The organism is Thioclava sp. ES.031 (genome assembly GCF_002563775.1).
GTDB lineage: Bacteria > Pseudomonadota > Alphaproteobacteria > Rhodobacterales > Rhodobacteraceae > Thioclava.
Genome location: NZ_PDJO01000001.1, coordinates 3,685,938 through 3,712,380 on the forward strand (window position 1 = coordinate 3,685,938; position 26,443 = coordinate 3,712,380).

22 protein-coding genes are annotated in these 26,443 nt (G+C 65.2%); 13 read left to right on the forward strand and 9 right to left on the reverse strand.

Annotated features, from left to right (window positions below):
* The 4 genes from AXZ77_RS17600 to AXZ77_RS17615 all read left to right on the forward strand — a co-directional run bounded on the left by AXZ77_RS17600 (position 1) and on the right by AXZ77_RS17615 (position 3,570).
* Entirely contained in the window at positions 1–966 is a 966-nt protein-coding gene (locus AXZ77_RS17600) for an ABC transporter permease (RefSeq protein WP_078521394.1), read from the forward strand.
* The gene (locus AXZ77_RS17605) at positions 950–1,750 is read left to right on the forward strand and encodes a purine-nucleoside phosphorylase (protein ID WP_098412134.1); all 801 of its coding nucleotides are present in this window, start codon (positions 950–952) and stop codon (positions 1,748–1,750) included. Before AXZ77_RS17600 ends, AXZ77_RS17605 begins: the two co-directional genes overlap by 17 nt.
* A gap of 78 nt (positions 1,751–1,828) precedes the next feature.
* A complete protein-coding gene (locus tag AXZ77_RS17610; protein WP_098412135.1) occupies positions 1,829–2,746 on the forward strand; it encodes a sulfite exporter TauE/SafE family protein in 918 nt (305 codons plus the stop codon).
* Positions 2,746–3,570, forward strand: a complete 825-nt coding sequence (locus AXZ77_RS17615) for a TIGR02186 family protein (protein WP_098412136.1) — start codon at positions 2,746–2,748, stop codon at positions 3,568–3,570. The genes AXZ77_RS17610 and AXZ77_RS17615 overlap by 1 nt, the downstream gene beginning before the upstream one ends.
* On the opposite strand, the gene AXZ77_RS17620 is transcribed toward AXZ77_RS17615, so the two are convergent.
* The 3 genes from AXZ77_RS17620 to AXZ77_RS17630 form a co-directional block, all read right to left on the reverse strand.
* Positions 3,567–4,283, reverse strand: coding sequence for an SDR family oxidoreductase (locus AXZ77_RS17620; RefSeq protein ID WP_098412137.1), 717 nt, complete (start codon positions 4,281–4,283; stop codon positions 3,567–3,569). The genes AXZ77_RS17615 and AXZ77_RS17620 overlap by 4 nt on opposite strands.
* 50 nt (positions 4,284–4,333) lie before the next feature.
* The gene (locus tag AXZ77_RS17625) at positions 4,334–5,878 is read right to left on the reverse strand and encodes an ATP-dependent RecD-like DNA helicase (protein WP_098412138.1); all 1,545 of its coding nucleotides are present in this window, start codon (positions 5,876–5,878) and stop codon (positions 4,334–4,336) included.
* Positions 5,879–6,022: 144 nt separating this feature from the next.
* Complete coding sequence (locus AXZ77_RS17630) at positions 6,023–7,993, reverse strand: protein meaA (protein ID WP_255266541.1); 1,971 nt, start codon at positions 7,991–7,993, stop codon at positions 6,023–6,025.
* A 295-nt stretch (positions 7,994–8,288) separates the two neighbouring features.
* On the opposite strand from AXZ77_RS17630, the gene ccrA reads away from it, so the two are divergent.
* Positions 8,289–9,581 carry a crotonyl-CoA carboxylase/reductase gene (ccrA, locus tag AXZ77_RS17635; protein ID WP_098412139.1) on the forward strand — a complete coding sequence of 431 codons (1,293 nt, stop codon included), beginning with the start codon at positions 8,289–8,291 and terminating at the stop codon, positions 9,579–9,581.
* A 295-nt stretch (positions 9,582–9,876) separates the two neighbouring features.
* Here ccrA and AXZ77_RS17640 read toward each other — a convergent pair whose 3' ends face one another.
* The 3 genes from AXZ77_RS17640 to AXZ77_RS17650 all read right to left on the reverse strand — a co-directional run bounded on the left by AXZ77_RS17640 (position 9,877) and on the right by AXZ77_RS17650 (position 12,845).
* The gene (locus AXZ77_RS17640; RefSeq protein ID WP_083077974.1) at positions 9,877–10,659 is read right to left on the reverse strand and encodes an ATP-binding cassette domain-containing protein; all 783 of its coding nucleotides are present in this window, start codon (positions 10,657–10,659) and stop codon (positions 9,877–9,879) included.
* Complete coding sequence (locus AXZ77_RS17645) at positions 10,656–11,732, reverse strand: ABC transporter permease (RefSeq protein WP_098410063.1); 1,077 nt, start codon at positions 11,730–11,732, stop codon at positions 10,656–10,658. Before AXZ77_RS17645 ends, AXZ77_RS17640 begins: the two co-directional genes overlap by 4 nt.
* A gap of 102 nt (positions 11,733–11,834) precedes the next feature.
* A complete protein-coding gene (locus AXZ77_RS17650; protein ID WP_218000507.1) occupies positions 11,835–12,845 on the reverse strand; it encodes a sugar ABC transporter substrate-binding protein in 1,011 nt (336 codons plus the stop codon).
* Between the two features lie 187 nt (positions 12,846–13,032).
* Here AXZ77_RS17650 and AXZ77_RS17655 point away from each other — a divergent pair, with 187 nt between their 5' ends.
* Positions 13,033–14,247, forward strand: a complete 1,215-nt coding sequence (locus tag AXZ77_RS17655) for an ROK family protein (RefSeq protein WP_369679782.1) — start codon at positions 13,033–13,035, stop codon at positions 14,245–14,247.
* Here AXZ77_RS17655 and AXZ77_RS17660 read toward each other — a convergent pair.
* Both AXZ77_RS17660 and AXZ77_RS17665 read right to left on the reverse strand, forming a co-directional pair.
* The gene (locus AXZ77_RS17660) at positions 14,235–15,614 is read right to left on the reverse strand and encodes a HAMP domain-containing sensor histidine kinase (RefSeq protein WP_098412141.1); all 1,380 of its coding nucleotides are present in this window, start codon (positions 15,612–15,614) and stop codon (positions 14,235–14,237) included. The genes AXZ77_RS17655 and AXZ77_RS17660 overlap by 13 nt on opposite strands.
* Positions 15,614–16,285, reverse strand: coding sequence for a response regulator transcription factor (locus tag AXZ77_RS17665; RefSeq protein WP_075776881.1), 672 nt, complete (start codon positions 16,283–16,285; stop codon positions 15,614–15,616). Before AXZ77_RS17665 ends, AXZ77_RS17660 begins: the two co-directional genes overlap by 1 nt.
* Positions 16,286–16,450: 165 nt before the next feature.
* Between AXZ77_RS17665 and AXZ77_RS17670 the strand changes: the two genes are divergently transcribed.
* A complete protein-coding gene (locus AXZ77_RS17670) occupies positions 16,451–17,605 on the forward strand; it encodes a S1C family serine protease (RefSeq protein WP_083077977.1) in 1,155 nt (384 codons plus the stop codon).
* A 70-nt stretch (positions 17,606–17,675) separates the two neighbouring features.
* Here the strand turns inward: AXZ77_RS17670 and AXZ77_RS17675 are convergent, their stop codons facing one another.
* Complete coding sequence (locus AXZ77_RS17675; RefSeq protein WP_176536068.1) at positions 17,676–19,319, reverse strand: glycosyltransferase family 39 protein; 1,644 nt, start codon at positions 19,317–19,319, stop codon at positions 17,676–17,678.
* Between the two features lie 187 nt (positions 19,320–19,506).
* Between AXZ77_RS17675 and AXZ77_RS17680 the strand changes: the two genes are divergently transcribed.
* The 6 genes from AXZ77_RS17680 to cydX all read left to right on the forward strand — a co-directional run bounded on the left by AXZ77_RS17680 (position 19,507) and on the right by cydX (position 26,423).
* Positions 19,507–19,776, forward strand: a complete 270-nt coding sequence (locus AXZ77_RS17680; RefSeq protein WP_098412143.1) for a YMGG-like glycine zipper-containing protein — start codon at positions 19,507–19,509, stop codon at positions 19,774–19,776.
* A gap of 182 nt (positions 19,777–19,958) precedes the next feature.
* Complete coding sequence (cydD, locus tag AXZ77_RS17685) at positions 19,959–21,647, forward strand: thiol reductant ABC exporter subunit CydD (protein WP_098412144.1); 1,689 nt, start codon at positions 19,959–19,961, stop codon at positions 21,645–21,647.
* Positions 21,644–23,305 carry an amino acid ABC transporter ATP-binding/permease protein gene (locus AXZ77_RS17690; RefSeq protein WP_098412145.1) on the forward strand — a complete coding sequence of 554 codons (1,662 nt, stop codon included), beginning with the start codon at positions 21,644–21,646 and terminating at the stop codon, positions 23,303–23,305. Before cydD ends, AXZ77_RS17690 begins: the two co-directional genes overlap by 4 nt.
* A gap of 206 nt (positions 23,306–23,511) precedes the next feature.
* Positions 23,512–25,122, forward strand: coding sequence for a cytochrome ubiquinol oxidase subunit I (locus AXZ77_RS17695; protein ID WP_098412146.1), 1,611 nt, complete (start codon positions 23,512–23,514; stop codon positions 25,120–25,122).
* 5 nt (positions 25,123–25,127) lie between these two features.
* The gene (cydB, locus tag AXZ77_RS17700; RefSeq protein ID WP_098412147.1) at positions 25,128–26,291 is read left to right on the forward strand and encodes a cytochrome d ubiquinol oxidase subunit II; all 1,164 of its coding nucleotides are present in this window, start codon (positions 25,128–25,130) and stop codon (positions 26,289–26,291) included.
* Positions 26,292–26,303: 12 nt separating this feature from the next.
* On the forward strand, positions 26,304–26,423 hold the full coding sequence (gene cydX / locus AXZ77_RS17705; RefSeq protein ID WP_078521427.1) for a cytochrome bd-I oxidase subunit CydX: 120 nt from the start codon (positions 26,304–26,306) through the stop codon (positions 26,421–26,423).
* The last annotated feature ends 20 nt before the right edge of the window (positions 26,424–26,443 follow it).

The following is a 26,443-nucleotide window of genomic DNA, read 5'->3' on the forward strand; positions in this document are numbered from 1 at the left end:
ATGGATTTCGCAACGATCATCGAAATTCTCGATAGCGCCGTTCGCCTCGGCACACCGCTGCTGCTGGCCTGCCTCGCAGGTCTGTTCTCGGAACGCGCGGGGATTTTCGACATCGGCCTTGAGGGCAAGATGCTGATGGCCGCCTTCTTCTCCGGCGCGGTCGCGGCGGTGACGGGCAATGCGTGGCTTGGCCTTCTGGCGGGTGTCGGGGGCTCGATGAGCCTCGCTTTCGTGCATGGCCTCGCCTCGATCACCTTCCGCGGCAATCAGCTGATTTCCGGCGTCGCGGTAAACTTCCTTGCCTCGGGCTTTACCGTTCTGATCGCGCAAAGCTGGTTCCATCAGGGCGGTCGCACGCCGCAACTCTCGGGCAACGGACGCTTCGATCCGATCACCCTGCCCGGCGCCGAGGCGGTGAAGGATGTGCCTTTCCTCGGTCCGATCTATTCGAACCTGCTCTCGGGCCACTCGATCCTCGTCTATGTCGCCTTCGCGATGGTGCCGATCACCTGGTGGGTGCTGTTCCGCACCCGCTTCGGCCTGCGCTTGCGCGCGGTGGGCGAGAACCCGGAATCGGTCGACACCGCAGGCATCTCGGTCATCCGGATGCGCTACACCGCCGTCGCCATCACCGGCGTGCTGGCGGGTCTGGGTGGCGTCTATCTGGCGACCGGCCTTGCGGCTGGCTTCGTGAAGGAAATGACCGCCGGGCGCGGCTATATCGCTCTGGCGGCTCTGATTTTCGCGAAATGGCGGCCTGTTCCGGCGCTTGGGGCGACGATGCTCTTCGGCCTGCTGGAAGCGATCTCGAACCGCTATCCGAATATCGATCTGGGCGTCGTGACCCTGCCGATCCAGTTCATGCAGGCGGTGCCCTACATCCTCACCGTGATCATCCTCGCGGGCTTCATCGGCAAGGCGATCCCGCCGCGTGCAGGGGGGCAGCCCTATGTCAAAGAGCGCTGAGCTCGCGCAACTGATCCGCGAGCGCGCGGGCGACGAGGCCCCGCGCCTCGGCCTGATCCTCGGCTCCGGCCTCGGCCATCTGGCCGAGGAGGTCGAGGGCGTGGCGATCCCCTATTCGGAGCTTCCGGGCTTTCCCCATGCGGGCGTCTCGGGCCACAATCCGAAGCTGGTGATCGGCACGCTCGAAGGCGTTCGCGTCGCCGTTTTCGGCGGTCGGGTTCATTATTATGAACACGGCAACCCCGCCGAGATGCGCCTGCCGCTGGAGATCCTCAAGGAGCTCGGTTGCGAGAGCCTGCTGCTGACCAACGCGGCCGGCAGCCTGCGCGAGGACATCCAGCCCGGCGGGCTGATGATGCTCAACGATCACATCAACTTTTCGGGCAACAATCCCCTGATCGGCGAGCCCTCGGATGCGCGTTTCGTCCCGCTGACCGAGGCGCATGATCCGGAGATCCGTGCCGGGCTCAAAGCCGCAGCGAAAGCCGAAGGGGTCGAGCTTCCCGAAGGCGTCTATTGCTGGTTCTCCGGCCCGACCTTCGAGACCCCCGCCGAAATCCGCGCCGCGAAAGTCTTCGGCGCCGATGCGGTGGGCATGTCCACGGTTCCCGAAGTGATCCTTGCGCGCTTCCTCGGGCTGCGCGTGGCCGCTGTCTCCGTCATCACAAATATGGGGGCGGGCATGGCGCAGGAGAATATCAGCCACGAGCAGACCAAGGCGATTGCGCCCATGGGCGCGGCCAAGCTCGAACAGGTTTTGCGACGATATCTGCAACAGTTGTAACCCCGCGGCACGGCGGGGTTTGACTTCGCCTGCCCTTCGGGGACACTAACGATGCAACCTCCTCAGCGGGTGCAGCTCATGCAGATCTACCTGCCCATCGCCGAAGTCTCGGTCAATATCTTCACCCTGCTGGGGCTCGGCGGCATCGTGGGGCTGCTCTCGGGCCTGTTCGGCGTGGGCGGCGGCTTCCTGATCACGCCGCTTCTGTTCTTCATCGGCATCCCGCCTTCCGTCGCCGTGGCCACCGGCGCGAACCAGGTCGTCGCCTCCTCCGTGTCGGGCGTTCTGGCGCAGCTCAAACGCAAGGCGGTCGACATTCCGATGGGGCTCGTGCTGCTGGTGGGCGGCCTGCTCGGCTCGGCGAGCGGCATCTACGTCTTCAACCTGCTGACCGAGCTGGGCCAGATCGACCTCGCGGTGCAGCTTTGCTACGTCGTCTTCCTCGGGCTGATCGGACTGCTGATGCTGCAAGAGGGCATCCGCACCCTGCAAAAGCAGCGCAAGGGCGGTGGCGTGCGCAAGAAGCGCGTGCAGCACACCTGGGTCCACAAGCTGCCCTTCAAGTTCAAGTTCCGCGCCTCGGGCCTCTATATCTCGGTGATCCCGCCGCTGCTGGTCGGGGTCGCGGTCGGCATCCTCGCGGCGATCATGGGCGTCGGCGGCGGCTTCATCATGGTTCCGGCGATGATCTACCTGCTGAACATGCCGACCAAGGTCGTGATCGGCACCTCTCTGTTCCAGATCCTGTTCGTGTCGGCCTTCACCACGCTGATGCACGCGATCACCAACCAGACGGTCGACGTGATGCTGGCGCTCCTGCTGATCGTCGGCGGCGTGATCGGCGCACAGATCGGCTCGCGGCTGGGCGCGCGCCTCAAGGCGGAGCAGCTGCGCATTCTGCTGGCGTTGCTGGTGATCCTCGTCGCGGGCAAGCTCGGCCTCGACCTCGTGCTGCATCCGAGCAACCTCTACTCCATCGCGACGGGGGGCGAATGATGATCCGTACCGCCCTCCTCGCCCTCGGCCTCTGCGCCGTCACCCTGCCCGCTCTAGCACAGGACCAACAGGTTCTGCCCGCGCGTCCGGGCATGCCGATCACCAATCGCCCCGAACCCGACGAGCAGATCGTGGCGGGCCTCAGCCGCGACAATATCGGGATCACGACCTCCTTCGACGGGTCGCAAATCCTGATCTATGGCGCGATCAAACGCGAGACGCCGGAGCCCGAAGGGCAGAAACTCGCGGTGATCGTGACGCTCGAAGGGCCGCTCGGCCCGGTCACCATCCGCAAGAAATCGCGTGAATTCGGGATCTGGGTGAACACGGCTTCGGTCGGCGTCGCCGCAGCCCCCAGCTATTACGCCGTCGCCACCTCCGGCCCGCTCGGCGACATCCTCGATCGGCGCACCGACACCCAGCAGCGGATTTCGATTCCGCTCGCGATGCGCGCCTTCTCCGGTCCGATCACCGTCGACGATTCGATCCCCTTCACCGAAGCGCTCGTCGATATCCGAAAGGAGCAGGGGCTCTACAAGCTCGAGACCGGCGGCGTGCATATCGTGGACAACACGCTGTTCCGCGCCGATTTCGCGCTGCCTGCGAACCTCACCGAGGGCGACTACAAGACCCGCATCTTCCTGCTGCGCGACGGCAAGCTGGTGGACAAATACCAATCCGCGATCGAGGTGCGCAAAGTCGGGCTGGAGCGCTGGCTCTACACGCTCGCACATGAGAACGCGGCGCTCTACGGGCTCTTGTCACTCGCGCTTGCGGTCTTCGCAGGCTGGGCCGCCGCCGCGATCTTCCGCTTCGTGCGTTAACCGCGCCCGACGAAGGGCATCGCGCTCGCCATCACCGTCATGTTGAGCACATTCGCCTCAAGCGGCAGCGACGCCATGTGCAGCACCGAGCGCGCGACATTGGCCACGTCCATCGTGGGCTCCGCCGTCTTGGTCGCCGCCGCATCCATATTCGCCAGCAACCCCGTGCGCGCATTGCCCACGTCGATCTGCCCGCAGGCGATGTCGAAATCGCGCCCGTCCAGCGCGATCTGCTTGGTCATGCCGTTGATCGCGTGTTTCGTGGTCGTATAGGCGAGCGATTTCGCGCGCGGCACCTGCCCCGAGATCGAGCCGTTATTGATGATCCGCCCACCGCGCGGCGCCTGCCTGCGCATCTGCGCGAATGCGGCCCGGGCGCAAAGAAACATCCCCGTCAGGTTCACCGCGATACAGGCGTCCCAATCCTCGAGCGTGACCTCGTCGGGCAAGGCCGCAGGCGGGAACATCCCGGCATTGTTGAACAGCACGTCGATCCGGCCGAACCTGGCGACAACCTCGGCGAAGGCGCGCTCCACCGCTTGCGCATCGCTCACGTCGCAGGCCACGGCCAGCCCGTCGCCTTGCGCGGCGACCTCCGCCAGCTTGTCCTCCGAGCGCGCCAGACAGGCGACCTGCCAGCCCTCGGCCAGCGCGGCCTCTGCCACCGCGCGCCCGATCCCGGCGCTCGCCCCGGTCACCACCATCACGCCCATCTCGCCCCTCCTTCGCCTTGGCTCAAATATCCCCGCCGGAGGCTCCTGCCCTATCCGTCCTGCGGTTCGGCTTTCAGTTCCAGCTTACCGCCGCCTTTGGGCAGATCGTCAATGGTCAGCGGCGCCGAGGGCCGCGCCAGCCGCGCCCGCACCACCCACAAGAGCCGATGCTGCGCCCGGGTGATCGCGACATAGGCGAGGCGCTTCCACAGCGGGATGCCCGCCTCCACGCGCCCTGCCCTGTAAGCCGCGTAGATATCCGGCGCGAAGACCTGCACGTCTTCCCATTGGGACCCTTGGGCCTTGTGGATCGTCACCGCAGCGCCATGCAGGAAGGTCGCGCCCATGCGGGCCGCGAAAGGAATGAACGGCTCCTCCTCATCGGGCATTTCGATCTTCACGATCGAGGCCGCCGAGAGCCGCGGGTCTTCCGCCCCCATCACATGCAGCCGCGAGAAACCGGGCTTCTTGCCAGGCCCGAGATAGATCACCTGCGCGCCCTTGATCAGGCCGCGCGCCTCCAGATCGATCCGCTTCTTGCGATGCTTCACGGGCAGTTCGATCCCGTCGCAGATCAGGGGCTCGCCCGGCAGCATCATGTCGGCGGGCGCGGAATGGGCGGCGCGGAAGGCATGGATCAGTCGGATGCGCGTGGCGTTGCGCCAGACCAGCACCGGCGAGCGCGCCATCAGATCGCTCTCCACCCGCTCGGCCCAGACGACGCGATCGTCCTTGGCGGCGGCCTTCTCGATCTCGCGCTCGAACTGCTCGAAGGTCAGGTTCTCATCGCCCAGCATATGCGCCAGATCGAGGATCGGGTTATCCTCGGCCTGCCGGTGGATACGGTGCAGGATGTGTTTTCGCTCGTCGGGCAGACGCTCGAAGACCATCTCGCCCGACTGGTTCACGGGCGCGAGCTGCGCCGGGTCGCCGAACAGCACCAGAGTCGGGAAAATCTCGCGCAGATCGTCGAATTGGCGCTCGTCGAGCATCGAGGCCTCATCGACGAAGCCGATATCGAGCGGGTCTTCGCGCCGTTTCCAGCCATTGATGAAATCCGAGCCGCGCAGCCCCGCCGAGGCCAGCGCCGCCGGGATCGATTTGTGCAGCTCGTAGAACGCCTTCGCCCGGTCGAGCGTCGCTTCGGTCAGGCCCATCTCGATCAGCAATTCGGGCTTGGGCCGCTCGCCCTGCCCGGTCAGCCATTCCGCGATCCGCTCGTATTCCGGGTCGTAGACCGGCGTGTAGAGAATGCGGTGGATCGTCGTCGCGGGCACACCGCGCGAGCGCAACACGCTCGCCGCCTTGTTCGTGGGCGCGAGGATCGCCAAAGTGCGTTTTTCCTTGCGCCGCTTGCCCTCGAAATCGCCCGAGACCAGATCGACGCCTGCCGCCTCCAACGCCTTATAGAGCTCCGCCAGAAGCAGCGTCTTGCCCGACCCCGCCTTGCCGATCACCGACAGCACGCGTTTGCTGCCGCTTTCAGGCGTCATCGCGCCTTCGAGAATATCGACCCCCGCCGCCTCGAGCGCGGAAGCAACGGCATCCCAAGCCTCGGCCTGGTCCTCGGAAAACTGGATCATGGGGGTCGTCATGGCGCGACCTTACCTGCGCGCCTTGGCGGGCGGAAGGGCGAAAGGGCGCGGTTTTCGCGGGGTCTGACGCCGGGAGCCTCCGGCGGGGATATTTGGGTCGAGAAGAAGACGCCGCTTCTTCCCGATCCCAAACGAGCTGCGCGCTCAGGCGGCTTTTTCGGCCGGGGTTGCGAGCGTCACGATATCCATCATGATCCGGTTCAGCTCGAAATCCTTGGGCGTGTAGACGCGCGCCACGCCGAAGCTCAGGAGCTTCTTCGCGTCCTCATCCGGGATGATCCCGCCGACGACGACCGGCACGTGATCGAGGCCAGCCGCGCGCATCCGCTCCATCAGCTCCTCGATCAGGGGGATATGCGAGCCCGACAGGATCGACAGCCCCACCACATGCGCCTCGTCCTCGATCGCCTTGGCAACGATCTGTTCGGGCGTCAGGCGGATGCCGTCATAGGTGATGTCCATGCCGCAATCGCGGGCGCGGAAGGCGATCTGCTCGGCGCCGTTCGAGTGGCCGTCGAGGCCCGGCTTGCCGACGAGGAATTTCAGGCGGCGGCCCAGCTGCGAGCTGACCGCATCCACGGCCTCGCGGATATCGTCAAGCCCTTCGGTCTGGTTCGAGGGCGAGCGCGAGACGCCCGTGGGGCCGCGATACTCGCCATGAACGGCGCGCATCACGCCTGCCCATTCGCCGGTGGTCGCGCCCGCTTTCGCGGCAGCGATCGAGGCTTCCATGATGTTCTTGCCGGCCTTTGCGTCCGCCTTGAGCTGAGCCAGCGCGGCCTGCACCGCAGCCTCGTCACGCTCGGCGCGCCAGGCATTCAGACGGTCGATCTGCTCCTGCTCCACCGCCGGGTCGACGACCATGATGCCGCCATCGCCTGCGGTCAGCGGCGAGGGCTCGCCCTGCTGCCAGCGGTTCACGCCGACGACGATGGTTTCCTCGGCTTCGATCCGGTTGATCCGCGCGGCATTCGATTCCACCAGACGCGACTTCATGTAGTCGATCGCGGCGATCGCCCCGCCCATCGAGTCGAGCGTCTCCAACTCGGCCCGCGCGCCGTCCTTCAGCGCCTCGACCTTCGCGGTCACGGCCGGGTTGCCGTCGAAGAGATCGCCATATTCCAGAAGGTCGGTCTCATAGGCCATGATCTGCTGCATCCTGAGCGACCATTGCTGGTCCCAGGGGCGCGGCAGGCCGAGCGCTTCGTTCCACGCAGGCAGCTGCACCGCGCGGGCGCGGGCGTTTTTCGACAGCGTCACGGCCAGCATCTCGATCAGGATACGGTAGACGTTGTTCTCGGGCTGCTGTTCGGTCAGGCCCAGCGAGTTCACCTGCACGCCATAGCGGAAACGGCGGAATTTCTCGTCCTCGACGCCGTAGCGCTCGCGGCAGATCTCGTCCCACAGCTCGGTGAAGGCGCGCATCTTGCACATCTCGGTCACGAAGCGGATGCCCGCATTCACGAAGAAGGAAATCCGCCCGACCATCGCGGGGAACGCCGCTTCCGGCACCTTGGTTTTCAGGTCGTCCAGCACCGCAATCGCGGTCGCCAGCGCGAAGGCCAGCTCCTGCTGCGGTGTCGCCCCGGCTTCCTGCAGGTGATAGGAACACACGTTCATCGGGTTCCATTTCGGCAGGTGCTCGCGGGTATAGGCCGCGACATCGGTGATCATCGCGAGCGAGGGCTTGGGCGGGCAGATATAGGTGCCGCGCGACAGGTATTCTTTCACCAGATCGTTCTGCACCGTGCCCTGCAGCTTCGACACATCCGCGCCCTGCTCCTCGGCCACCGCGATATAGAGCGACAGGAGCCACGGCGCCGTCGCGTTGATCGTCATCGAAGTGTTCATCTGCTCGAGCGGGATCTCATCGAACAGCGCGCGCATATCGCCCAGATGGCAGACCGGCACACCGACCTTGCCCACCTCGCCGCGCGACAGGACATGGTCGCTGTCATAGCCGGTCTGGGTCGGCAGGTCGAAAGCCACCGAAAGCCCCGTCTGCCCCTTGGCGAGGTTGTTGCGATAGAGCGCGTTCGAGGCGGCGGCCGTAGAATGGCCCGCATAAGTGCGAAACAGCCAGGGGCGGTCTTTGGCGGGCATCGTGTCGGTCATGGCGGCCTCCATCGGAATACGAATCTTCGTTGCGCAATATTGTTGCGCGCTGGGATGGTTTAAATTGAATTTTGTGATCCTGTCAATTCGCTGCAACGCGGCGTGGCTGGCTTTCACGCAGCGTCCGCGGCGCGAGGCTTGATAAATAGGGGTTTGCCCGCAGCCCTAAAATCGAGAGGGACATAAAATTACAAAAACAGAACGTCAGGGATTGAAAAGTTGCGCAGCCATGCGTATCCCTCTGAACGAACACCGCCCGATTCTGCGGCGCGGCAAGGACAGACAGGAGAGAGCCATGGCCCTTGATCAGGAAACCGGTATCGCGCCCTACGATGCGCCGGAGAAGGACCTTTACGAGATCGGCGAGATGCCGCCCCTCGGCTACGTCCCCCCGAAAATGTACGCTTGGGCGATCCGTCGCGAACGCCATGGCGAGCCCGAGCAGTCGTTCCAGCAGGAAGTCGTCGACACCTGGGAGATCGACAGCCACGAGGTGCTCGTCCTCGTGATGGCCGCGGGCGTGAACTATAACGGCGTCTGGGCCGGTCTCGGCGTGCCGATCTCGCCCTTCGACGGCCACAAGCAGCCCTATCATATCGCGGGTTCGGATGCGGCGGGCATCGTCTGGAAGGTGGGCGACAAGGTCAAACGCTGGAAAGTCGGCGACGAGGTGGTGATCCACTGCAACCAAGACGACGGCGACGACGAGGAGTGCAACGGCGGCGACCCGATGTTCTCGCCCAGCCAGCGGATCTGGGGCTACGAGACGCATGACGGCTCGTTCTCGCAGTTCACCCGGGTGCAGGCGCAGCAGCTCATGCCGCGTCCGAAGCACCTGACCTGGGAAGAGAGCGCCTGCTACACGCTGACGCTGGCCACCGCCTACCGGATGCTGTTCGGTCACCACCCGCATGAGCTCAAGCCCGGCCAGAACGTGCTGGTCTGGGGCGCCTCGGGCGGTCTGGGCTCCTATGCGATCCAGCTTGCGAACACCGCGGGCGCCAACGCGATCGGCGTGATCTCGGACGAGAGCAAGCGTCAGTTCGTGATGGATCAGGGCGCCAAGGGCGTGATCAACCGCAAGGACTTCAAGTGCTGGGGGCAGCTGCCCACGGTCAACACGCCGGAATATAACGAGTGGCTGAAAGAGGCCCGCAAGTTCGGCAAGGCGATCTGGGACATCACCGGCAAGGGTGTGAACGTGGACATGGTCTTCGAACACCCCGGCGAGGCGACTTTCCCGGTCTCGACCCTGATCGTGAAGAAGGGCGGCATGGTCGTGATCTGCGCCGGCACCTCGGGCTTCAACTGCACCTTCGACGTGCGCTACATGTGGATGCACCAGAAGCGCCTTCAGGGCTCGCACTTCGCCAACCTCAAACAGGCGGCCTCGGCCAACAAGCTGATGGTGGAGCGGCGTCTGGACCCCTGCATGTCCGAGGTCTTCCCGTGGGATCAGATCCCGCAGGCCCATACCAAGATGCTGCGCAACGAGCATAAGCCGGGCAACATGGCGGTGCTGGTTCAAGCCCCGAAAACCGGGCTGCGCACCTTCGAAGATGCGCTGGAAGCGGGTCGCCGCGGCTGACGACCCCTTGATGTTTCACGGGAAACCCGCGCTCGGGAGGGCGCGGGTTTTCTTTTGGGGTTGAGGGGGGCGTTTTTGGCACGGGGCGACCAGCCCCGGGGCGCGCCCGACCCTCCCCCCGGGAGGGCGCATTGGCGACGTCATCGCGGGCACGAATGACTTGCGGGCTTGCGAGATAAAGCGCCCAGCCACGAACCGATCAAAGCGCCCACCCAAGGCTCGGGCGCGCCCCTCACCTCCAAACGAAAAACGCCCGGCCTTTTGGACCGGGCGCTTCTGGCTCTTTCGCCTGCCCTCAAGCGGCTTCGTTCGCATCCTCGGGTTGCTTCGCGCCGGTCATGTAGGCGACCGCATCCGACATCGAATGGTTCTTCGGATCGATCACGCAAAGCCGCTTGCCCAGCCGGTGGACGTGGACCCGATCCGCCACCTCGAACACATGCGGCATGTTGTGCGAGATCAGGATGATCGGCAGACCTTTTGCCTTGAGATCGAGGATCAGGTTCAGCACCTGACGGCTCTCCTTCACGCCCAGCGCCGCCGTCGGCTCGTCCATGATGATCACCTTCGACCCGAAGGCCGCCGCGCGGGCCACGGCCACGCCCTGACGCTGACCGCCCGACAGCGTCTCGACCGCCTGATCGATGTCCTGAATGGTCGCCAGCCCCAGATCGTTGAGCTTCTCTCGGGCGAAGGCACGCATCGCGGGTTTGTCGAGCATCCGCAGCCATTTGCCCATCGGACCGGCGCGGCGCAACTCGCGCCCGACGAACATGTTGTCGACGATCGACAGCGCGGGAGAGAGCGCCAGCGTCTGGTAGACCGTCGCGATCCCGGCATCCTGCGCCTCGAGCGGGCTCTTGAAGGAGATCGATTTGCCTTCGAGCTTGATCTCGCCCTCGTCGGCCGTAACGGCCCCGGAAATCGCCTTGATGAGCGAGGATTTTCCGGCCCCGTTATCGCCGATCACGGCAAGGATTTCGCCCGGGTAGAGATCGAAGTCGCATTCGTCGAGGGCGGTGACGCGGCCATAGCGTTTGACCAGACCGCGTGCGGTGAGAATGGGTTCTTGCGTCATGCCGAAACCTTTCTGATCCATTGGTCGATAGCGACCGCGATGATGATGAGCCAGCCGATGGCGAAGACCTGCCAGAGCACGTCCACATTCGCGAGCCGCAGCCCCGACTGGAACACGCCCACGATCAGCGCCCCGAACAATGCGCCGAGGATCGAGCCGCGCCCGCCGAAGAGCGAGATGCCCCCGATCACCACGGCGGTGATGGAATGCAGGTTCGCCTCGTAGAAGGCCTGCGGCGAGATCGAGCCCACGCGGCCGATCGATGCCCAGGCCGCAATCGCGCAGACGAGCCCGGCCAGACCGTAGACCGACAGCAGCGTGCGGTCGGTGCGGATGCCCGCCAGTTCCGCCGCGTCCTTGTCGTCGCCCACGGCATAGACGTGGCGGCCCCAGGCGGTCTTGTTCAGCAGATACCAGAGCACGAGGAACACCACGACCATCAGGACCGACCCATAGGTCAGTCGCGCATTGCCGACGGTGATCGTGTTGCCGAAGAACTTCAGAAGGGGCGCGAACTTGTCGATATCCTGCGAGCGGATCGACTGCGCGCCCGAAAGCCACAGGTTCAGCGCGTAGAAGATCGACCAGGTGCCAAGCGTGGTGATGAAGGGCGGCAGTTTCACCTTGGTGACGAGGAAGCCGTTCAGTAAACCGGCGCCGGTGCCGCCTGCGAAGGAGATCAGCAGCGCGATCGGTGCGGGCACGCCCATATAGACGGCAAGGTTGCCGGCGATGACCGACATCAGCACCATGATCGCGGCCACCGACAGGTCGATGCCCGCGGTCAGGATGATCAGCGACTGCGCCGCAGCCAGCATCCCGATGATCGAGACCTGCTGCATGATCAGGGTCAGGTTGAAGGCCGAGAAGAACTTGCCCCCTGCGACCAGGCCGAACACGGCGACGGACAACAGCAGCACGATCACCGGCACCATCGTCGGATTGCCGTGCAGCCCGTGCTGGATCGTGCCGAGAAGCCCGCGTTTCTTAGTCTTGAAGGCCGCGACAGTCTTGTCGCTTTGGTCGAGGCCGTGCTCGAAGGACTGGCCGCGAGGCGGAACGGTCTGGGTCATGTCCGTCATCCTCTTTGTGCAATGTAGGGTGAAGGGCCGTCACCCGGCCCAATGGAAAGGGCCACCGCGCACGGGCGGCCCCTCCGATCTTTCAGGCGGGGATCAGCCCCAGCACTGCTTCAGACCTTCTTCCGACGAGATCGAGTCGACCCCGTCGACCGGCTGGTCGGTGATCAGCGTCACGCCGGTGTTGTAGAAGTCGAGACCTTCGGAGTTCTGCGGCTTGGTGCCGTCCTTGGCGAAGGCCGCGATCGCTTCGATGCCCATCGAGGCCATCTTCAGCGGGAACTGCATCGAGGTCGCGCCGATGATGCCTTCCTTGACGTTCTGCACGCCCGGGCAGCCGCCATCGACCGAGACGATGATCGCCTGATCCTGCATGCCGACCGATTTCAGCGCCTCATAGGCACCGGCCGCGGCGGGCTCGTTGATCGTGTAGACGACATTGATGCCCGGATCCTTCTGGAGAAGGTTCTCCATCGCGGTGCGGCCACCCTGCTCGTTGCCGTTGGTCACGTCATGGCCAACGATGCGCGGATCGTCTTCGTCGCCGATCTTCTTGGGGTCTTTGATGTCGATGCCGAAGCCCTTCATGAAGCCCTGATCGCGCAGGTAATCCACCGAGACCTGGCTCGGGTTGAGGTCGAGGAAGCCAATCTTCGCATCCGCGGCCTTGTCGCCCATTTTCGCCTTGGCCCATTGGCCGATCAGCTCGCCTGCCTTGAAGTTGTCGGTCGCGAAGGTCGCATCTGCGGTGTCGGCGGGCTCGAACGGGGTGTCGAGCGCGATCACCAGCGCACCGGCGTCCCGCGCCTTCGTGACCGCAGGCGCAAGCGCACGGCTGTCGGACGGGGTGATCAGGATACCCTTGGCGCCTGCCGCGATGCAGCTTTCGACCGCCGCGACCTGGCTTTCCACGTCGCCGTCGAGCTTGCCCGCATAGGTGTTGAGCGTGATGCCCATCTCTTTCGCTTTGGCCGTCGCACCCTCTTTCATCTTCACGAAGAAGGGGTTGGTGTCGGTCTTGGTGATCAGGCAGGCGGTGGTTTCCGCCCAAGCGCCCGTCGCCATCAGGCCAAGCGCGGTTGCACCGAGAATTGCGGTTTTCTTCATCATGTCAGGTCTCCTCCCAGAAACGAATTGAGCCGTCCCTCCGATCGGCTTCGAAGCAGATCATGTGCGAAACCGGGCCGACTCGTCAATAGATAAATCACGTGGATTTATTAATTGACAGAACACCCTCTGGAAGCGGATAAATACTCAGCGTATCTTAAGCGCGAGCAGCCTCGGAGAATGAATTGTGCCCCAGCGCGTGATGGAAATGATCAAGACCGCCCCGGTGAAAATTGGCACGGATCATTCCTCAATGCGCAACCGCAACGAACGGCTGGTGATGTCGCTGATTCGCCGCCGTGGCGCCCTCGCGAAATCCGAAATTGCGCGGATGACGGGCCTCTCGGCGCAGACCGTTTCCGTCATCATGCGCGCGCTCGAAGATGAAGGCTTCCTGCTGCGCTGCGACCCGGTGCGCGGCAAAGTCGGCCAGCCCACGGTGCCGATGCGCCTGAACCCGGATGGCGCCTATTTTCTGGGGCTGAAAGTCGGACGTCGCCGCACCGAAGTGATCTTGATCGACATGATGGGCACGCCGATCTCGCGAAGCGTCTCGCGCCACGACTACCCCACCGCCGCCGATACCATCGCCTTCGCCATCGACGCGATCGCGCGGATGGTGACGGAATTGCCCGCCTCGAAACGCGAGCGCATCTCGGGCCTCGGCATCGGCGCGCCGTTCCGGATGTGGGACTGGGGCGTAGCGCTCGGGCTGGAAGAAAGCGCGATGGCCGATTGGCGCGAGCGCGACATCCGCGCCGAGCTGGAGGCGATCTACCCGTTCCCCGTGGTGCTGGAAAACGACGCCTCCGCCGCCTGTTCGGCAGAGCTGCTGCTGGGCGATCAGACCCTGCCGGACGATTTCCTCTATGCGTTCGTGGGCTTCTTCGTGGGCGGCGGGCTGGTGATGAACGGCTCGCTTGTGACCGGCCCCAACAACAATGCGGGCGCGCTTGCCTCGATGCCGGTGCCCGACGGTCACGGCGGCCAGTGCCAATTGCTCGACGTGGCCTCGCTCTCAGCCATCGAAGCGGCCATGGCCGAGCGTGGCCTCGATGCGAGTTTCCTCTGGGAGCGGCGCGATGTGTGGGATCTTCCCGAAGACATCGTCGAGGACTGGCTCGCGAAAGCGGCGCGCGGCCTCGCGACTGTCGCCGCCTCCTCGGCGGCGCTGTGCGATCTCGATGCGATGGTGATCGACGGCTGGATGCCCAACGATCTGCGCGCGCGGCTCGTCGGCGCCACCGAAGCGGAACTGGCGAAGATCAACCTCTCGGGCGCGGAAGTTCCGATCGTGCGCGAGGGTCAGGTGGGCCCCGATGCCCGCGCACTGGGGGCCGCGACCCTGCCGCTGAGCCTGCGTTTCCTGACCGAGATCGACCTGCCCGATCAGACCGACTGACCCGGCGCGGCGAAGCGCAGCGACACGATCAGGCCCGGCCGATTGTCGGACAGTTCCAGCTCCGCCTCGTGCAGCCCCGCCACCGCATGAACCAGTGCCAGCCCCAGCCCGTTGCCCGGCGTCGTGCGCGAGCGTTCCAGCCGATAAAGCCTGCGCAGAACCTTCTCGCGCTCGGCTGCGGGAATACCGGGGCCATGATCCGCCACGCTGAGAATGATCGCGCCGTTCTCGCGCGACAGGCGCACCGTGATCTGCGGCGCAGGGCCACCATGACGGATCGCATTCTCGATCAGGTTCGACAGCATCTGCCCCAGCAGGCCCCGGTCGCCATGCACCATTAGCGGCGCATCGGGCCGTTGCAGGGTCAGTGCCCCGCCCGCCTCTTCGGCGCTCGCCTCGTACAGCTCGGTGATATCGGCCGCGAGCGCGCCCAGATCGACCGATGCGAACCGCGCCTTCGGACTGCCGCCCTCGATCTGAGCGATCCGCAGCAGCGAGTGGAAAACAGCCACCGCGCGTTCGGCCTCGGTACCCGCCTGCTCGGCCAGAGCCCGGGGCGGCGTGTCCTCGGGCAAAGCTTCCTTCAGTTCCGACAGCAGCACGGAGATCCGTTGCATCGGCGTCTTCAGGTCATGGGCGATATCGGCGGAGACCTGACGCAGCGCCGCCACCGTGGCCTCCTGCGTCTCGGCCATCACGTTCAGCCGCGCCCCGATCCGTGCGAGGTCGTCGCCGCGCTTGGCCTTGATCTCGTCACGCGGCACCCGCGCCTCCAGCCGCCCCTCGGTCAGATCGTCGAGCGTCTCCTCGATCGCGCTCACCCGCTTGCGCGCCCGCATCCCGACCCACGCGCCATAGGCGGCAGAGACCAGGAGCGACGGCACGAAGGAGAAGACGAGGATCGCGAGGAAGGTCGAGGTCAGTTCGGCAATCGGCGCGCGGCTCTCGCCGATCACCAGCAATCCACCCGCAAGCGGCATGGTCAGCGTGAAATATCCATGTTTCGAGAGCGGCGCATATTCGGGATGCCGCGAGATGACCCAGCGGTCGCCCTCATGCGTGACCCGCACATTGCCAACCTGCCGCCCGTCCGACATCACGAAGGCGATGGCGCGCTCGGACGGGTCCGAGGCCCGCGCCTCCGCCGAGACGATGACCGACAAAGTCTCGGGATTGGCCGCGACCTGAAACACCGCCGTCTGCTGCTTGAGATCGGCGCGGATCGAATCCTCGGTCGAGGAGCGCAGCGCGACATAGGCAAAGCCCAGCGTCACCAGAAGGATCGCGAAGACGATCCCCATCAGCCCCAGCGCCTGCCGCAGCGGCGTCGAGGCAAGGATTTCCGCGCGGTTCAGACGTGCCTTCATCAGCCCTCGATCCGGTAGCCCGCGCCGCGCACGGTGTGGATGAGGTCACGGTCGAACGGCTTGTCGACCTTGTTCCGGAGCCGCGAGATATGGGTTTCCACGACATTGGTCTGCGGGTCGAAATTCAGATCCCAAACGCCCTCCAGCAGCATCGTCCGGGTCTGCACCCGGCCCTTGCGGCGCAGCAGGAATTCCAGAAGCGAGAACTCCCGCGGCAGAAGGTCGATCTCCTGCCCGCCGCGCGTCACCTTACGTGCGATCAGGTCCATCTTCAGATCGCCCGCCTCCAGCATCACCTGCTCCGACTGCGCCTGCGGACGGCGCGCCAATGCGGCGAGCCGCGCCGACAGCTCGCCGAAGGCGAAGGGTTTCACGAGGTAGTCGTCCGCGCCTGCGTTGAGCCCCTCGATCCGGTCATCCACCCCGCCGATCGCGGTCAGGAAGATGATCGGCGTCGTGACCTTCGCGGCGCGGATCGCGCGGGTGATCGAAAGCCCGTCCAGCTCGGGCAGCATCCGGTCGATGATCATCACGTCATAGCTGCCGCCCAGCGCCTGTGTCAGCCCGTCGCGGCCATTCGCGAGATGATCGACCGTATGGCCCTCCTCGCGCAGGCCCCGCAGCACGTAATCGGCGGTGGTCGCGTCGTCTTCGATCAACAGCAGTTTCATCGCACTCGCTTTCTCGGTTCGCGACATATGTGGCCGATGCCACCGCACAAGTCACGCACCCCTCCCCTAAAGGTGAAAAGGATAACAGCTCTGCAATCTTCCCGCAGAGTTCCTGACAGGCTAGGCCCTCACATAGGGTGCATCCCTGTCAATAAGGAGAGAAAGATGCAGGACATTCGCAAAGCTCCCCTGCTGCGCACCCTCGCGACCACCGCAATGCTCGGCGCCGGCGTCGTGGCAACGAGCGGGCTCGCACTGGTCCCGAACGTGGCCGCCGCCGAAACCTTCACCAACACCGTCGATCTGGTGAAGAAGGTGATGCCCGCCGTGGTCACCATCGAGATCAAGAAGCAGGCCAACGATCAGGAAATGGCCCAGATGGGGATGCCGCAGGATTTCCCCTTCGAGTTCTTCCAGCGTCGTTTCGGCATGCCCGACATGGGGCCCAACGGTCAGGGCCAGCAGATGCAACGTCCTGAGATCACCGGCCTCGGCACCGGCTTCATCATCCAGAAAGACGGCCATATCGTCACCAACGCCCATGTCGTCGATGGCGCCGAGAGCGTTAAGGTTACCTTCTCCGACGGCTCGACCGCAGATGCGAAAGTGATCGGCGAAGACAAGGCCACCGATATCGCGCTGATCAAGGTCGATACCGACAAGGACCTGCAGACCGTGGGCTTCGGCGACAGCCAGACCGCACAGGTCGGCGAGCCGGTCGTGGCGATCGGCAACCCGTTCGGCCTTGGCACCTCCGTGTCGACCGGCATCGTCTCGGCCAAGGGTCGCGACTTGAAATCGGGCCCGTTCGATAACTACATCCAGACCGACGCAGCCATCAACAAAGGCAACTCGGGTGGCCCGCTCTTTGACGCCCAAGGCGAAGTGATCGGCATGAACACCGCGATCCTGTCGCCCACCGGCGGTTCCGTCGGGATCGGTTTCTCGGTGCCCTCCGACACCATCAAGGGCGTCGTCGCCGATCTGCAGAACAGCGGCACCGTCAAGCGCGGCTTCCTCGGCGTGCAGATCCAGCCGGTCAGCGAGGACATCGCGGCAGCGCTGGGTCTCGACAAGCCCGAAGGCGTTCTCGTGGCCGATGTGTCGCCCGATACGCCCGCGAAGAAAGCTGGCCTGAAGCGCGGCGACATCATCGTCGGTGTCGATGGCAAGCCGATGAAAGAGCCCCGCGATCTGACCCGTGCCATCGGGTCCGACGAGCCGGGCACCGAAGTGCAGCTCTCGCTGCTGCGCGCGAACAAGCCGCTCACGCTCTCCGTCACTCTTGATGAGCGGCCCACCGAGAAGACCAAGTCGTAATACTTGACGTCTATCGGTTAGAAGGCACGCCCGGAGCATCTGCTTCGGGCGTGACTTTTATTTTGAAGGGTCAGTTTGCGCTGTCGGGCGCGGGAGTCGGCGCAGCCTCGGGAGCAGCCTCGGGCGCAGCTTCAGCGGGCGGCGCGATCGTCTCCGCCACCTGATAGAGCCTCCAGTCGTCCTGCCGGAAATGCCGCTCCGCGATCTGGCTGAGCCCGTCGACGCCTTCGACCGGCTTCGCCGCGAGCACGAGGCCGCCGGGATGATCCGCCATCCAGCGCCCCAGATCGGCGCTGTTGCCAAGCACCGTCACAGGTTTCTCAAGCCGCGCGACGAAGGAGAACTGCCCCGCATAGCCGCGATCGGTGGTGGCCACGCCATTCTCGGAATGTGCGGCGATCAGGCTCGCGATCGGGGCCGGATCGTAGACTTTCCAAAGGATCGGCCAGACCATGATCTGAATGGCGATCAGCACCAGCGGCGCGACGAAGGCTTCGGCGAACCAACCCTGCCGCGCCTTCAGCACGATCAGCGCGCCGCCCACGAGCAGCGCCACACCCGCGATCACGAAGAGCCACGAGCCGGTGCCCTCGGGCAGTTCCGGGAACGCCCCGAAATGCACCGATGCCGCGGCAATCGCCGTCGCCACCCCGGGCAGAAGCCACAGCAGGCGCAGCCAGCGCATCCGACGCTCCGCCGTGGGCAGCAGCCCCGACAGGATCAGCGCCAGCGCGGGCAGCTCGGGTACGAGGTAATGCGCCTGTTTGCCCGAAATCAGCGAGAAGGCGACGAAGGCGGTGGCGAACCAGACCGCCACCATGCGCGTGCCAGCATCCTCCCAAAGCCGCGAGGGTTTGAACGTGGCCAACCCCGCGCGACTCCAGCCCCACGGCCAGAGGAAGAAGGGCAGCAGCGCCACGAAGAACCAGACGGGGCGACCATGGGCGAAGCTTTCCACCATCCGCCCGGCGCTTTGCTTCCACAGGATCTGCTCGCGATATTCGGCTCCGCCGAAAATGATCGCGGGGCCCAGCCACAGCAGCACGATACCGAAACCGATCAGAAAACCGATCCCGATCCGCGCATACCACTGCTTGAGCGCGGGCCGCTCCGCCCCGGTCGCCCAAAGCGGCATCAAAAGCGCAGTCGGCAGCACATGCACCAGGATCACCGGCCCCTTGGCGAAGACGCCGAAAGCCAGCGCGATGCCAAGCCCGATCACCGGGGCGAAGCGATCGGTGTCGCGCATCGCCCAGACCGCGAGCATCCCCAGCAGCGTCGCCGCCGTCAGCATCGTGTCGAACATCGTCGTGGAGCCGAACAGCAGGAACACCCCGCTCGTCCCGAGGATCAGCGCGGCGAGCCCGGCGCGCTCGGGCTCTTCCGGCCAGAGCCTGCGCGCGAGCATCGCCACCAGCCCGACCGACAGCAGCCCGAAAGCGGGCGCAACCAGCCGCGCCGCCCATTCGCTGGGGCCCGTAACGCTCCAGACGATATTGATGAGCCAGAACAGAAGCGGCGGCTTGTCGGAATAGATCGCCCCGTTGAGATGCGGCACCAGCTTGGAGCCGCCCTGCCACATCTCCCAGGCGACGGTGACATAGCGCGTCTCGTCGATCGCCATCAGCGGGCGCATGACCATCAACACCACCGCGCTCAGCGCGAAAAGGAAAAGCGCCCCGATCAGGGGAACGCGCCAAGCGGTCGAACTCATAGGCGTGTCTTTCTGTCGTCTGTGTCGAAGGGTTCCATATTGCTTGACCCCCGAATGCCCCCGCATGTCAAGCCACACGACCATCACGGCTGCAGGATGGGCGCTCAAAATGAATCAAGAAAAACTTGGAACTGCCCAGAGCGGGGCGACGTTGGATGTCCGAAGATACAGAAGGGAGACACGTACCATGAAGAAGATGTTCCTCATCCTGCCGCTCAGCGCCACCGTTGCCGTCGCAGGCTGCCAGATGTCGCAACAAGACCGCGCTGCCGCGACCGGCGGTGTTGCCGGTGCCGCGATCGGCGCTGCTGTTTCGGATGACGGCGACCGCCTCCAGAACGCCGCGATCGGCGGCGCAGTCGGCACCGTTGCAGGCGCTCTGATCGGCAAAGCCAACGAGCCGGGTCAGTGCCGCTATCGCGACTCCTATGGCCGCGAGTACATCGCGCCCTGCTAAGGCCCCGCTACAGGTAACCTCGAAAACCGTTCGGACCCTCATCCGAACGGTTTTTTCATGCGCGATTGGCGGAACGTGCCGCAGACGTGACAGGCGCGGATTGTCGCACGCCATTGCCGCAGACCCTCTGCCCGGCTATCTCCACAGCCAAGCGCGACAGAGAAAAAGACCCCTAAATCCCTATGACAGACGCCACGACCGAAGCGCCGAAGCCGAAAGCCGTTCTGGCCCGTATCGCTCAGCCGGTGGCGGGGAAGTTGAAGCTCGCCGGGTGGCTCGGCGTGGCCTCGGCGCTGATCTGGCCCGCGCAGGCCGCACTGATCGGGCTGGTGCTGGGCGATCTGGTCGCGCCCGGAGTAAGCCCCGCGCTTTCGCCGCTTGCCGGGGCCGCGGGTTTCGTGGCGCTGGCGCTCGTGCGGATCGCGCTTGACTGGATTTCGCAGAAATTTTCCGCCGATGCCGCCGAGGTCGTGCTGCGCGAGAGCCGCGAGACACTGATCCGAAAGGCGCTGCGTCAGGCCAGCGGGGCCGCCGCGCTGTCGCCTGCGGAACTGGCCTCGCTCTCGGCGGAGAAGCTCGGCGCACTCGGTCCTTGGGCCACGCGCTACCAGCCCGCCTTCCTGCGCGCCCGGATCATTCCCCTCGCCTTCATCCTGCTCGCCGCCACGCAAAGCTGGGCGGTCGCGGGCATCTTGCTGATCGCGGGGCCGCTGATCCCGCTCTTCATGGCGCTTGTGGGCATGGCCGCGCAGGATGCCTCGGAAAAGCAGATGGTCGAGATCGGCTCGCTCAACCGCCTGCTGATCGACCGGATCGCCGCGATCACCGATCTTCGGCTTCTGGGCGCCGAGGCCCGCTCGCGCGCCGATCTGGAGACCAAATCCGAAGACTTGCGCGTCCGCACGATGGCGGTTCTGCGGGTGGCCTTCCTCTCCTCGACGCTTCTGGAACTGTTCGCCGCAATCGGCGTGGCGCTGGTCGCGGTCTATGTCGGCTTCTCGCTGATCGGCTGGATGAATTTCGGCACATGGGGCAGCAAGATGACCCCGGCCGAAGGGATTTTCCTGCTGATGATCGCACCCGAATTCTTCCAGCCGCTGCGCGATCTGGCAGCGGCGTGGCATGACCGGGCAGCCGCGCTTGCCGTGGCCTCCGAGCTGGAGACGACCGAGACCGAAATCGCCAAGGCCAACACGCTGATGGGCACCGGCGGCGAAGGCACGGCGCCGCAGCTCGGGCCGCTGCACTGGCACGGTCTGCAAATCCGACCCGGCGAGGCCGCCGATCCGATCCCCCTGCCCGATGGCGACATCGCGCCGGGCGAGGCGGTGGCGATCACCGGGCCGTCGGGCGCGGGCAAGACGACGCTTCTGACCGCGCTGGTCGGGTTGATCCATCCCGAGGCGGGGGAGATCACGCTGGGCGACACCGCGCTGACCGAGCAAAACGCCGATGACTGGCGCGCGGCCTTCGGCTGGATTCCGCAAAGCCCGCGCTTCGCCGATGCGAGCCTGCGCGAGCTGATCACGCTGAACCGTCCCGGCGATCTCGATGCGGCGCTGGACGCCGCGCAGGCCACCGAGGTCGTCGCGGGCCTTCCCGGCGGGCTCGACGCCCGGCTGGGCGATATGGGCGGCGGCGTCTCGGGTGGCGAGGCGCGGCGCCTGCTGATCGCGCGGGCCCATTACGCGGGCCGCCCGATCGTGCTCGCCGACGAACCGACCGCCGATCTCGATGCCGAGACGGGCGCCAAGGTAATTGCGGCGCTACTGGCGCTGCGCGCCCACGGCACCACCCTGATCGTCGCGAGCCACGACCCCGCCCTCGTTGCCGCGATGGACCGCCAGATCGACTTGGAGGGCGCAGCATGAAAACGCTTCTGACCCTCACCGCCCGCCTGATCGCCGATCAGAAATGGGCCTTCAGCCGAGGCCTCGCGCTGTCGTTCCTCGTGCTCGCGATGGGGGCGGCGCTGCTCGGCCTGTCGGGCTGGTTCATCACCGCCTCGGCCTTGGCCGGGATCACGGGGCTGGGCCTCAACTTCAATTTCTTCACCCCTTCGGCAGGCGTGCGCGGTCTCGCGCTCGGCCGCGCGGTCTCGCGCTATGGCGAGCGGTTACTGACCCATGACGCCACGCTGCGCGCGCTGGCCAAGCTGCGCATCGACCTGATGGATGGCGTCTCGCGCCGCCCGCATGAGGAACAGGCGCGGCTGCGCGGTGCGCAGGCGCTGAACCGGATCACCTCGGATGTGGATGCGCTGGACGGCGTGTTGCTGCGGCTGGTGATCCCCTTCCTCGCAGGCGGCATGGTGCAGATCGCGGCGCTTGTGATGCTGTGGTGGCTCGAAGGGCTGCCGATCGGGCTGGCGGTCTTCCTGATCTACCTGCTGGGCGGCGGGCTCGGGCTGATCTGGGTGGCCCGCGCCGCCCGCCACGATGCCCGCGCAGCCGAAACCGCGCTGCAAAATATCCGCCGCCGCGCGCTGGAAACCATGCGTGCCCGCGCCGATCTGGCCGTGGCCGGACAGTTGGAGGCCGCCACCGCGCAGACCTTGGCCGAGGTCGAGGCCGAGGCGCTGGCGCGGCGCAATCTCGAAGCGCTCGACCGGCGCGTGGGGGCCGTAATTTCGGCCACCACAGCGCTTGCCGGCGCCGCCGCCCTGGCCATCGCCGGGCAGATGGCACTGGCCGGGCAGATCACGCCCGCCCGCGCCGCGGTGGGCCTGTTCGTCGCGCTGGCGCTGGCCGAGTCGCTGATGCTGCTCCGTCGCGGCATGGCCGAGATCGGGCGGATGCAGGAAGCGGGCGCGCGGGTCATGGACCTGACCGATACGCCCGAGCGGCCGCAGCCCGACGGCCACGCCCCCACCGATGCGGACGCCCCGCTGATCGAGTCGCGCAACGTGGCCTTCACCCGTGCCAAGAGCGCCGCGCCGCTCTTTTCCAATCTGACCTTCAGCCTCGCGCGTGGCGAGACGGTGATGCTTGCCGGGCCTTCGGGTGCCGGGAAATCCACCGCGCTCGCCGTGTTGTCCGGTCTTCTCAAGCCCTCCGGTGGCGAGATCACGGTGAAGGGCCGCGCGCTGCCCGACTGGCCGGAAGGCGACCTGCGCGATGTGCTCACCATGGTTCCGCAGCGCAGCCAGCTGATCGGCGGCACCATCGCCGAGAACCTCGCGCTCGCCCTGCCGCCCGAGGCGCAGCTTGATGAAGACGCGGCCTGGGCCGCACTGCGCGCCGTCGCGCTCGATGAGGTGATCGCCGCGCGCGGTGGTCTCGAGGCGCGGCTTGGCGAAGGCGGCACCGGTCTTTCCGGCGGTCAGACGAAACGTCTGGCGCTGGCCCGTGCGGCTTTGCGCCAGCCTGATATCCTGCTGCTCGATGAGCCGACCGAAGGGCTCGACGCGCCGACGGCCGCCGCGACTCTCTCCGGATTGCGTGCGCTTTTGCCCGACGCAGGCTTCCTTCTGGTGTCTCACCGTCAGCCCGATCAGAGCGCCGCCACGGGTACGATCGCGCTCAAATGACGCACGACCTGCGACGATAAGCCACTAAAATCATGTGACATATTGTCGTTCACCCCTGTTCACGTCTCCGTGCGACACATCGTCAATTTGATTTGGCTCAATGTCAGGCGCAGACCGCCCGCCCATAAGCTGCATCCAGGAATAATATTTCCGAGAAACTCGGCTTTTGGCGAGGTCGGGTGCAAGTAGGGAAACGGAGAACGAGAATGGATTTCGGGATCGTCGAGCTGTCACGGCTGCAATTTGCCATGACCGCCATGTATCACTTCCTCTTCGTGCCGCTGACGCTTGGTCTGTCGATCATCGTGGCGATCATGGAGACGGTCTATGTGATGACCAACCGCCCCATCTGGCGGCAAATGACCAAGTTCTGGGCCACCCTGTTCGGCATCAACTTCGTGCTGGGCGTGGCCACGGGCATTACGATGGAATTCCAGTTCGGGATGAACTGGAGCTACTATTCGCACTATGTGGGCGACATCTTCGGCGCGCCGCTCGCCATCGAGGGCCTGATGGCCTTCTTCATGGAAGCGACCTTCGTCGGGTTGATGTTCTTCGGCTGGGAGAAGCTCTCGCCGGTCAAGCACATGGTCGTCACCTGGCTCGTCGCCATCGGGTCGAACTTCTCGGCGCTCTGGATCCTCATCGCCAATGGCTGGATGCAGAACCCCGTCGGGGCGCATTTCAATCCGCTGACGATGCGGATGGAGATGACCTCCTTCTTCGACGTCGTGTTCAACCCCGTCGCGCAGGCCAAGTTCGTGCACACGGTGTCGGCCGGCTATGTCACGGCGGCTGTTTTCGTGATGGGCGTGTCGAGCTGGTACATGCTCAAGGGCCGTCATTTCGAACTCGCCCGCCGCTCGATCGCGGTTGCGGCCGCCTTCGGTCTCGCCTCGGCCCTGTCGGTCGTCATCCTCGGTGACGAGTCGGGCTACGAGACGACTCACAACCAGAAAATGAAACTCGCCGCGATGGAAGCGATGTGGGAGACCGAACCGGCCCCCGCCTCCTTCACCCTCTTCGGCATTCCCGATCAACAAGATCGCGAGACCAAATACGCGATCCATATCCCGTGGGTGATGGGCCTGATCGGCACCCGCTCGCTGACCGAGCAGATCACCGGGATCGACGAGCTCGTGAAAGGCTCGGAAGAGCGGATTCGCAACGGTATCGTCGCCTATGACGACCTGCTGAAGATCCGCGAAGCCAAGGGCGACGTCCCGCCCGAAGTCACCAAGCAGTTCAACGAAAACGTGGGCGATCTGGGCTATGCCTATCTGCTCAAACGCTACGTGGACGATCCGCGTCAGGCGACCGATGCGCAAATCAAGATGGCTGCGGATGACACCGTCCCGACGGTCTGGCCGATCTTCTGGTCCTTCCGCCTGATGGTGGCGCTTGGCTTCTCCTTCATCGCGCTGATGGTCTACTTCTTCGTCGTCTCGAACTGGAAGGGCATGCAATATCCGCGTTGGGCGCTGCGTCTGGCCGTGATCGTCATCCCTGCCCCGTGGATCGCCGCGGAACTGGGCTGGTTCACCGCCGAGTTCGGACGCCAACCCTGGACCGTGGACGGCGTTTTGCCGACGGCACTTTCGGTCAGCCACCTGTCGGTGGGCGACCTGCTGTTCACGCTGCTGGGCTTCGTGGCCTTCTACACCGTGCTCTTCATCATCGAGATGGGTCTGATGATCAAATACATCAAAAAAGGCCCGTATCAGGATGTCGAGGTCACTCAAGAGTGGCTGCAGCGCCATGACGACCGCCTGTCCGGTCGCGATGGCAACGCCCCTGTCACCATGCCTGCGGAGTAAGGAACATGATCCTCTTTGAACTTATCCCCTTCGACGTTCTGCGCGTCATCTGGTGGCTGCTGCTGGGCGTCCTGCTGATCGGCTTCGCGCTCACCGACGGCTTCGATATGGGCGTGGGGGCCCTTCTGCCCTTCGTCGGCAAGACCGATAGCGAGCGCCGCGTGGCGATCAACACGGTCGGCCCGGTCTGGGAAGGCAACCAAGTCTGGTTCATCCTCGGCGGGGGCGCGATCTTCGCGGCCTGGCCACCCCTCTACGCGGTGAGCTTCTCGGGGTTCTACCTCGCGATGTTCCTCGTGCTCGCGGCGCTGATCCTGCGCCCCGTCGGCTTCAAGTATCGCTCGAAGCGCGACTCGGCTGCATGGCGCAACGGCTGGGACTGGGCGCTCTTCGTGGGCGGCGCGGTGCCGGCACTGATCTTCGGCGTCGCCGTGGGCAACGTGCTGCAAGGCGTGCCCTTCGAGCTCAACGACATGCTGATGCCGCTCTATCCGGGCAACTTCATCATGAAGCTGCTGGGCCTGCTGAACCCCTACGCGCTGCTGGCAGGCGTGGTGTCGCTGTCGATGCTGATGATGCATGGCGCGGCATGGCTCTCGGTGAAGACCGAAGGCGCGGTGAAAGTCCGCGCAACCGAGATCGGCTCCGTTGCGGGCATGGTGGCCTTCGTGGCCTATATCCTCGCAGGGATCTGGCTCGCCTTCGGGATCAAGGGCTACCACATCACCTCGGTGGTGCCGGACAACGGCCCCTCCAACCCGCTCTTCTCGACGGTCGAGCATAGCGGGAGCTGGATGCAGGCCTATGCGGACCGCCCCTGGATCGCGATTGCGCCGATCCTTGGCCTCGCGGGTATCGCCATGGCGGTGCGGGGGCTGCGCGCCGGGCGCGAAGTCTCGACGCTGCTCTGGTCGAAACTGGGCATCTTCGGCGTGATCTCCTCGGTCGGCCTGACGATGTTCCCCTTCATCCTGCCGAGCTCGAAAATGCCCGACGCCTCGCTGACGGTCTGGGACGCTTCGTCCTCGCACCAGACGCTGTTCATCATGCTCGTCTGCGCGCTCATCTTCATGCCGCTCATCCTCGCCTATACCGCATGGGTCTATAAGGTCCTGTGGGGCAAGGTGACGGTCGAAGATGTCGAGCGCGACAGCCATACCGTTTACTAAGGAGACAGACAGATGTGGTATTTCGCATGGATCCTCGGGCTTCCGCTGGCCGCTCTGGTCGCCGTCGCCAACGCGATGTGGCTCGAGATGCAGAACGACTGCAAGATCGCCGGTGAGTGCAAGGACGACTGACCTTGCCCGGCAGACGAACG

Excerpts from the sequence above, each read along its gene's own strand:
- AXZ77_RS17600 (WP_078521394.1), top strand. The coding sequence starts at position 1 with ATGGATTTCGCAACGATCATCGAAATTCTCGATAGCGCCGTTCGCCTC.
- AXZ77_RS17605 (WP_098412134.1), top strand. The coding sequence starts at position 950 with ATGTCAAAGAGCGCTGAGCTCGCGCAACTGATCCGCGAGCGCGCGGGC.
- AXZ77_RS17610 (WP_098412135.1), top strand. The coding sequence starts at position 1,829 with ATGCAGATCTACCTGCCCATCGCCGAAGTCTCGGTCAATATCTTCACC.
- AXZ77_RS17615 (WP_098412136.1), top strand. The coding sequence starts at position 2,746 with ATGATCCGTACCGCCCTCCTCGCCCTCGGCCTCTGCGCCGTCACCCTG.
- AXZ77_RS17620 (WP_098412137.1), bottom strand. The coding sequence starts at position 4,283 with ATGGGCGTGATGGTGGTGACCGGGGCGAGCGCCGGGATCGGGCGCGCG.
- AXZ77_RS17625 (WP_098412138.1), bottom strand. The coding sequence starts at position 5,878 with ATGACGACCCCCATGATCCAGTTTTCCGAGGACCAGGCCGAGGCTTGG.
- AXZ77_RS17630 (WP_255266541.1), bottom strand. The coding sequence starts at position 7,993 with ATGACCGACACGATGCCCGCCAAAGACCGCCCCTGGCTGTTTCGCACT.
- ccrA (WP_098412139.1), top strand. The coding sequence starts at position 8,289 with ATGGCCCTTGATCAGGAAACCGGTATCGCGCCCTACGATGCGCCGGAG.
- AXZ77_RS17640 (WP_083077974.1), bottom strand. The coding sequence starts at position 10,659 with ATGACGCAAGAACCCATTCTCACCGCACGCGGTCTGGTCAAACGCTAT.
- AXZ77_RS17645 (WP_098410063.1), bottom strand. The coding sequence starts at position 11,732 with ATGACCCAGACCGTTCCGCCTCGCGGCCAGTCCTTCGAGCACGGCCTC.
- AXZ77_RS17650 (WP_218000507.1), bottom strand. The coding sequence starts at position 12,845 with ATGAAGAAAACCGCAATTCTCGGTGCAACCGCGCTTGGCCTGATGGCG.
- AXZ77_RS17660 (WP_098412141.1), bottom strand. The coding sequence starts at position 15,614 with ATGAAGGCACGTCTGAACCGCGCGGAAATCCTTGCCTCGACGCCGCTG.
- AXZ77_RS17665 (WP_075776881.1), bottom strand. The coding sequence starts at position 16,285 with ATGAAACTGCTGTTGATCGAAGACGACGCGACCACCGCCGATTACGTG.
- AXZ77_RS17670 (WP_083077977.1), top strand. The coding sequence starts at position 16,451 with ATGCAGGACATTCGCAAAGCTCCCCTGCTGCGCACCCTCGCGACCACC.
- AXZ77_RS17675 (WP_176536068.1), bottom strand. The coding sequence starts at position 19,319 with ATGAGTTCGACCGCTTGGCGCGTTCCCCTGATCGGGGCGCTTTTCCTT.
- AXZ77_RS17680 (WP_098412143.1), top strand. The coding sequence starts at position 19,507 with ATGAAGAAGATGTTCCTCATCCTGCCGCTCAGCGCCACCGTTGCCGTC.
- cydD (WP_098412144.1), top strand. The coding sequence starts at position 19,959 with ATGACAGACGCCACGACCGAAGCGCCGAAGCCGAAAGCCGTTCTGGCC.
- AXZ77_RS17690 (WP_098412145.1), top strand. The coding sequence starts at position 21,644 with ATGAAAACGCTTCTGACCCTCACCGCCCGCCTGATCGCCGATCAGAAA.
- AXZ77_RS17695 (WP_098412146.1), top strand. The coding sequence starts at position 23,512 with ATGGATTTCGGGATCGTCGAGCTGTCACGGCTGCAATTTGCCATGACC.
- cydB (WP_098412147.1), top strand. The coding sequence starts at position 25,128 with ATGATCCTCTTTGAACTTATCCCCTTCGACGTTCTGCGCGTCATCTGG.
- cydX (WP_078521427.1), top strand. The coding sequence starts at position 26,304 with ATGTGGTATTTCGCATGGATCCTCGGGCTTCCGCTGGCCGCTCTGGTC.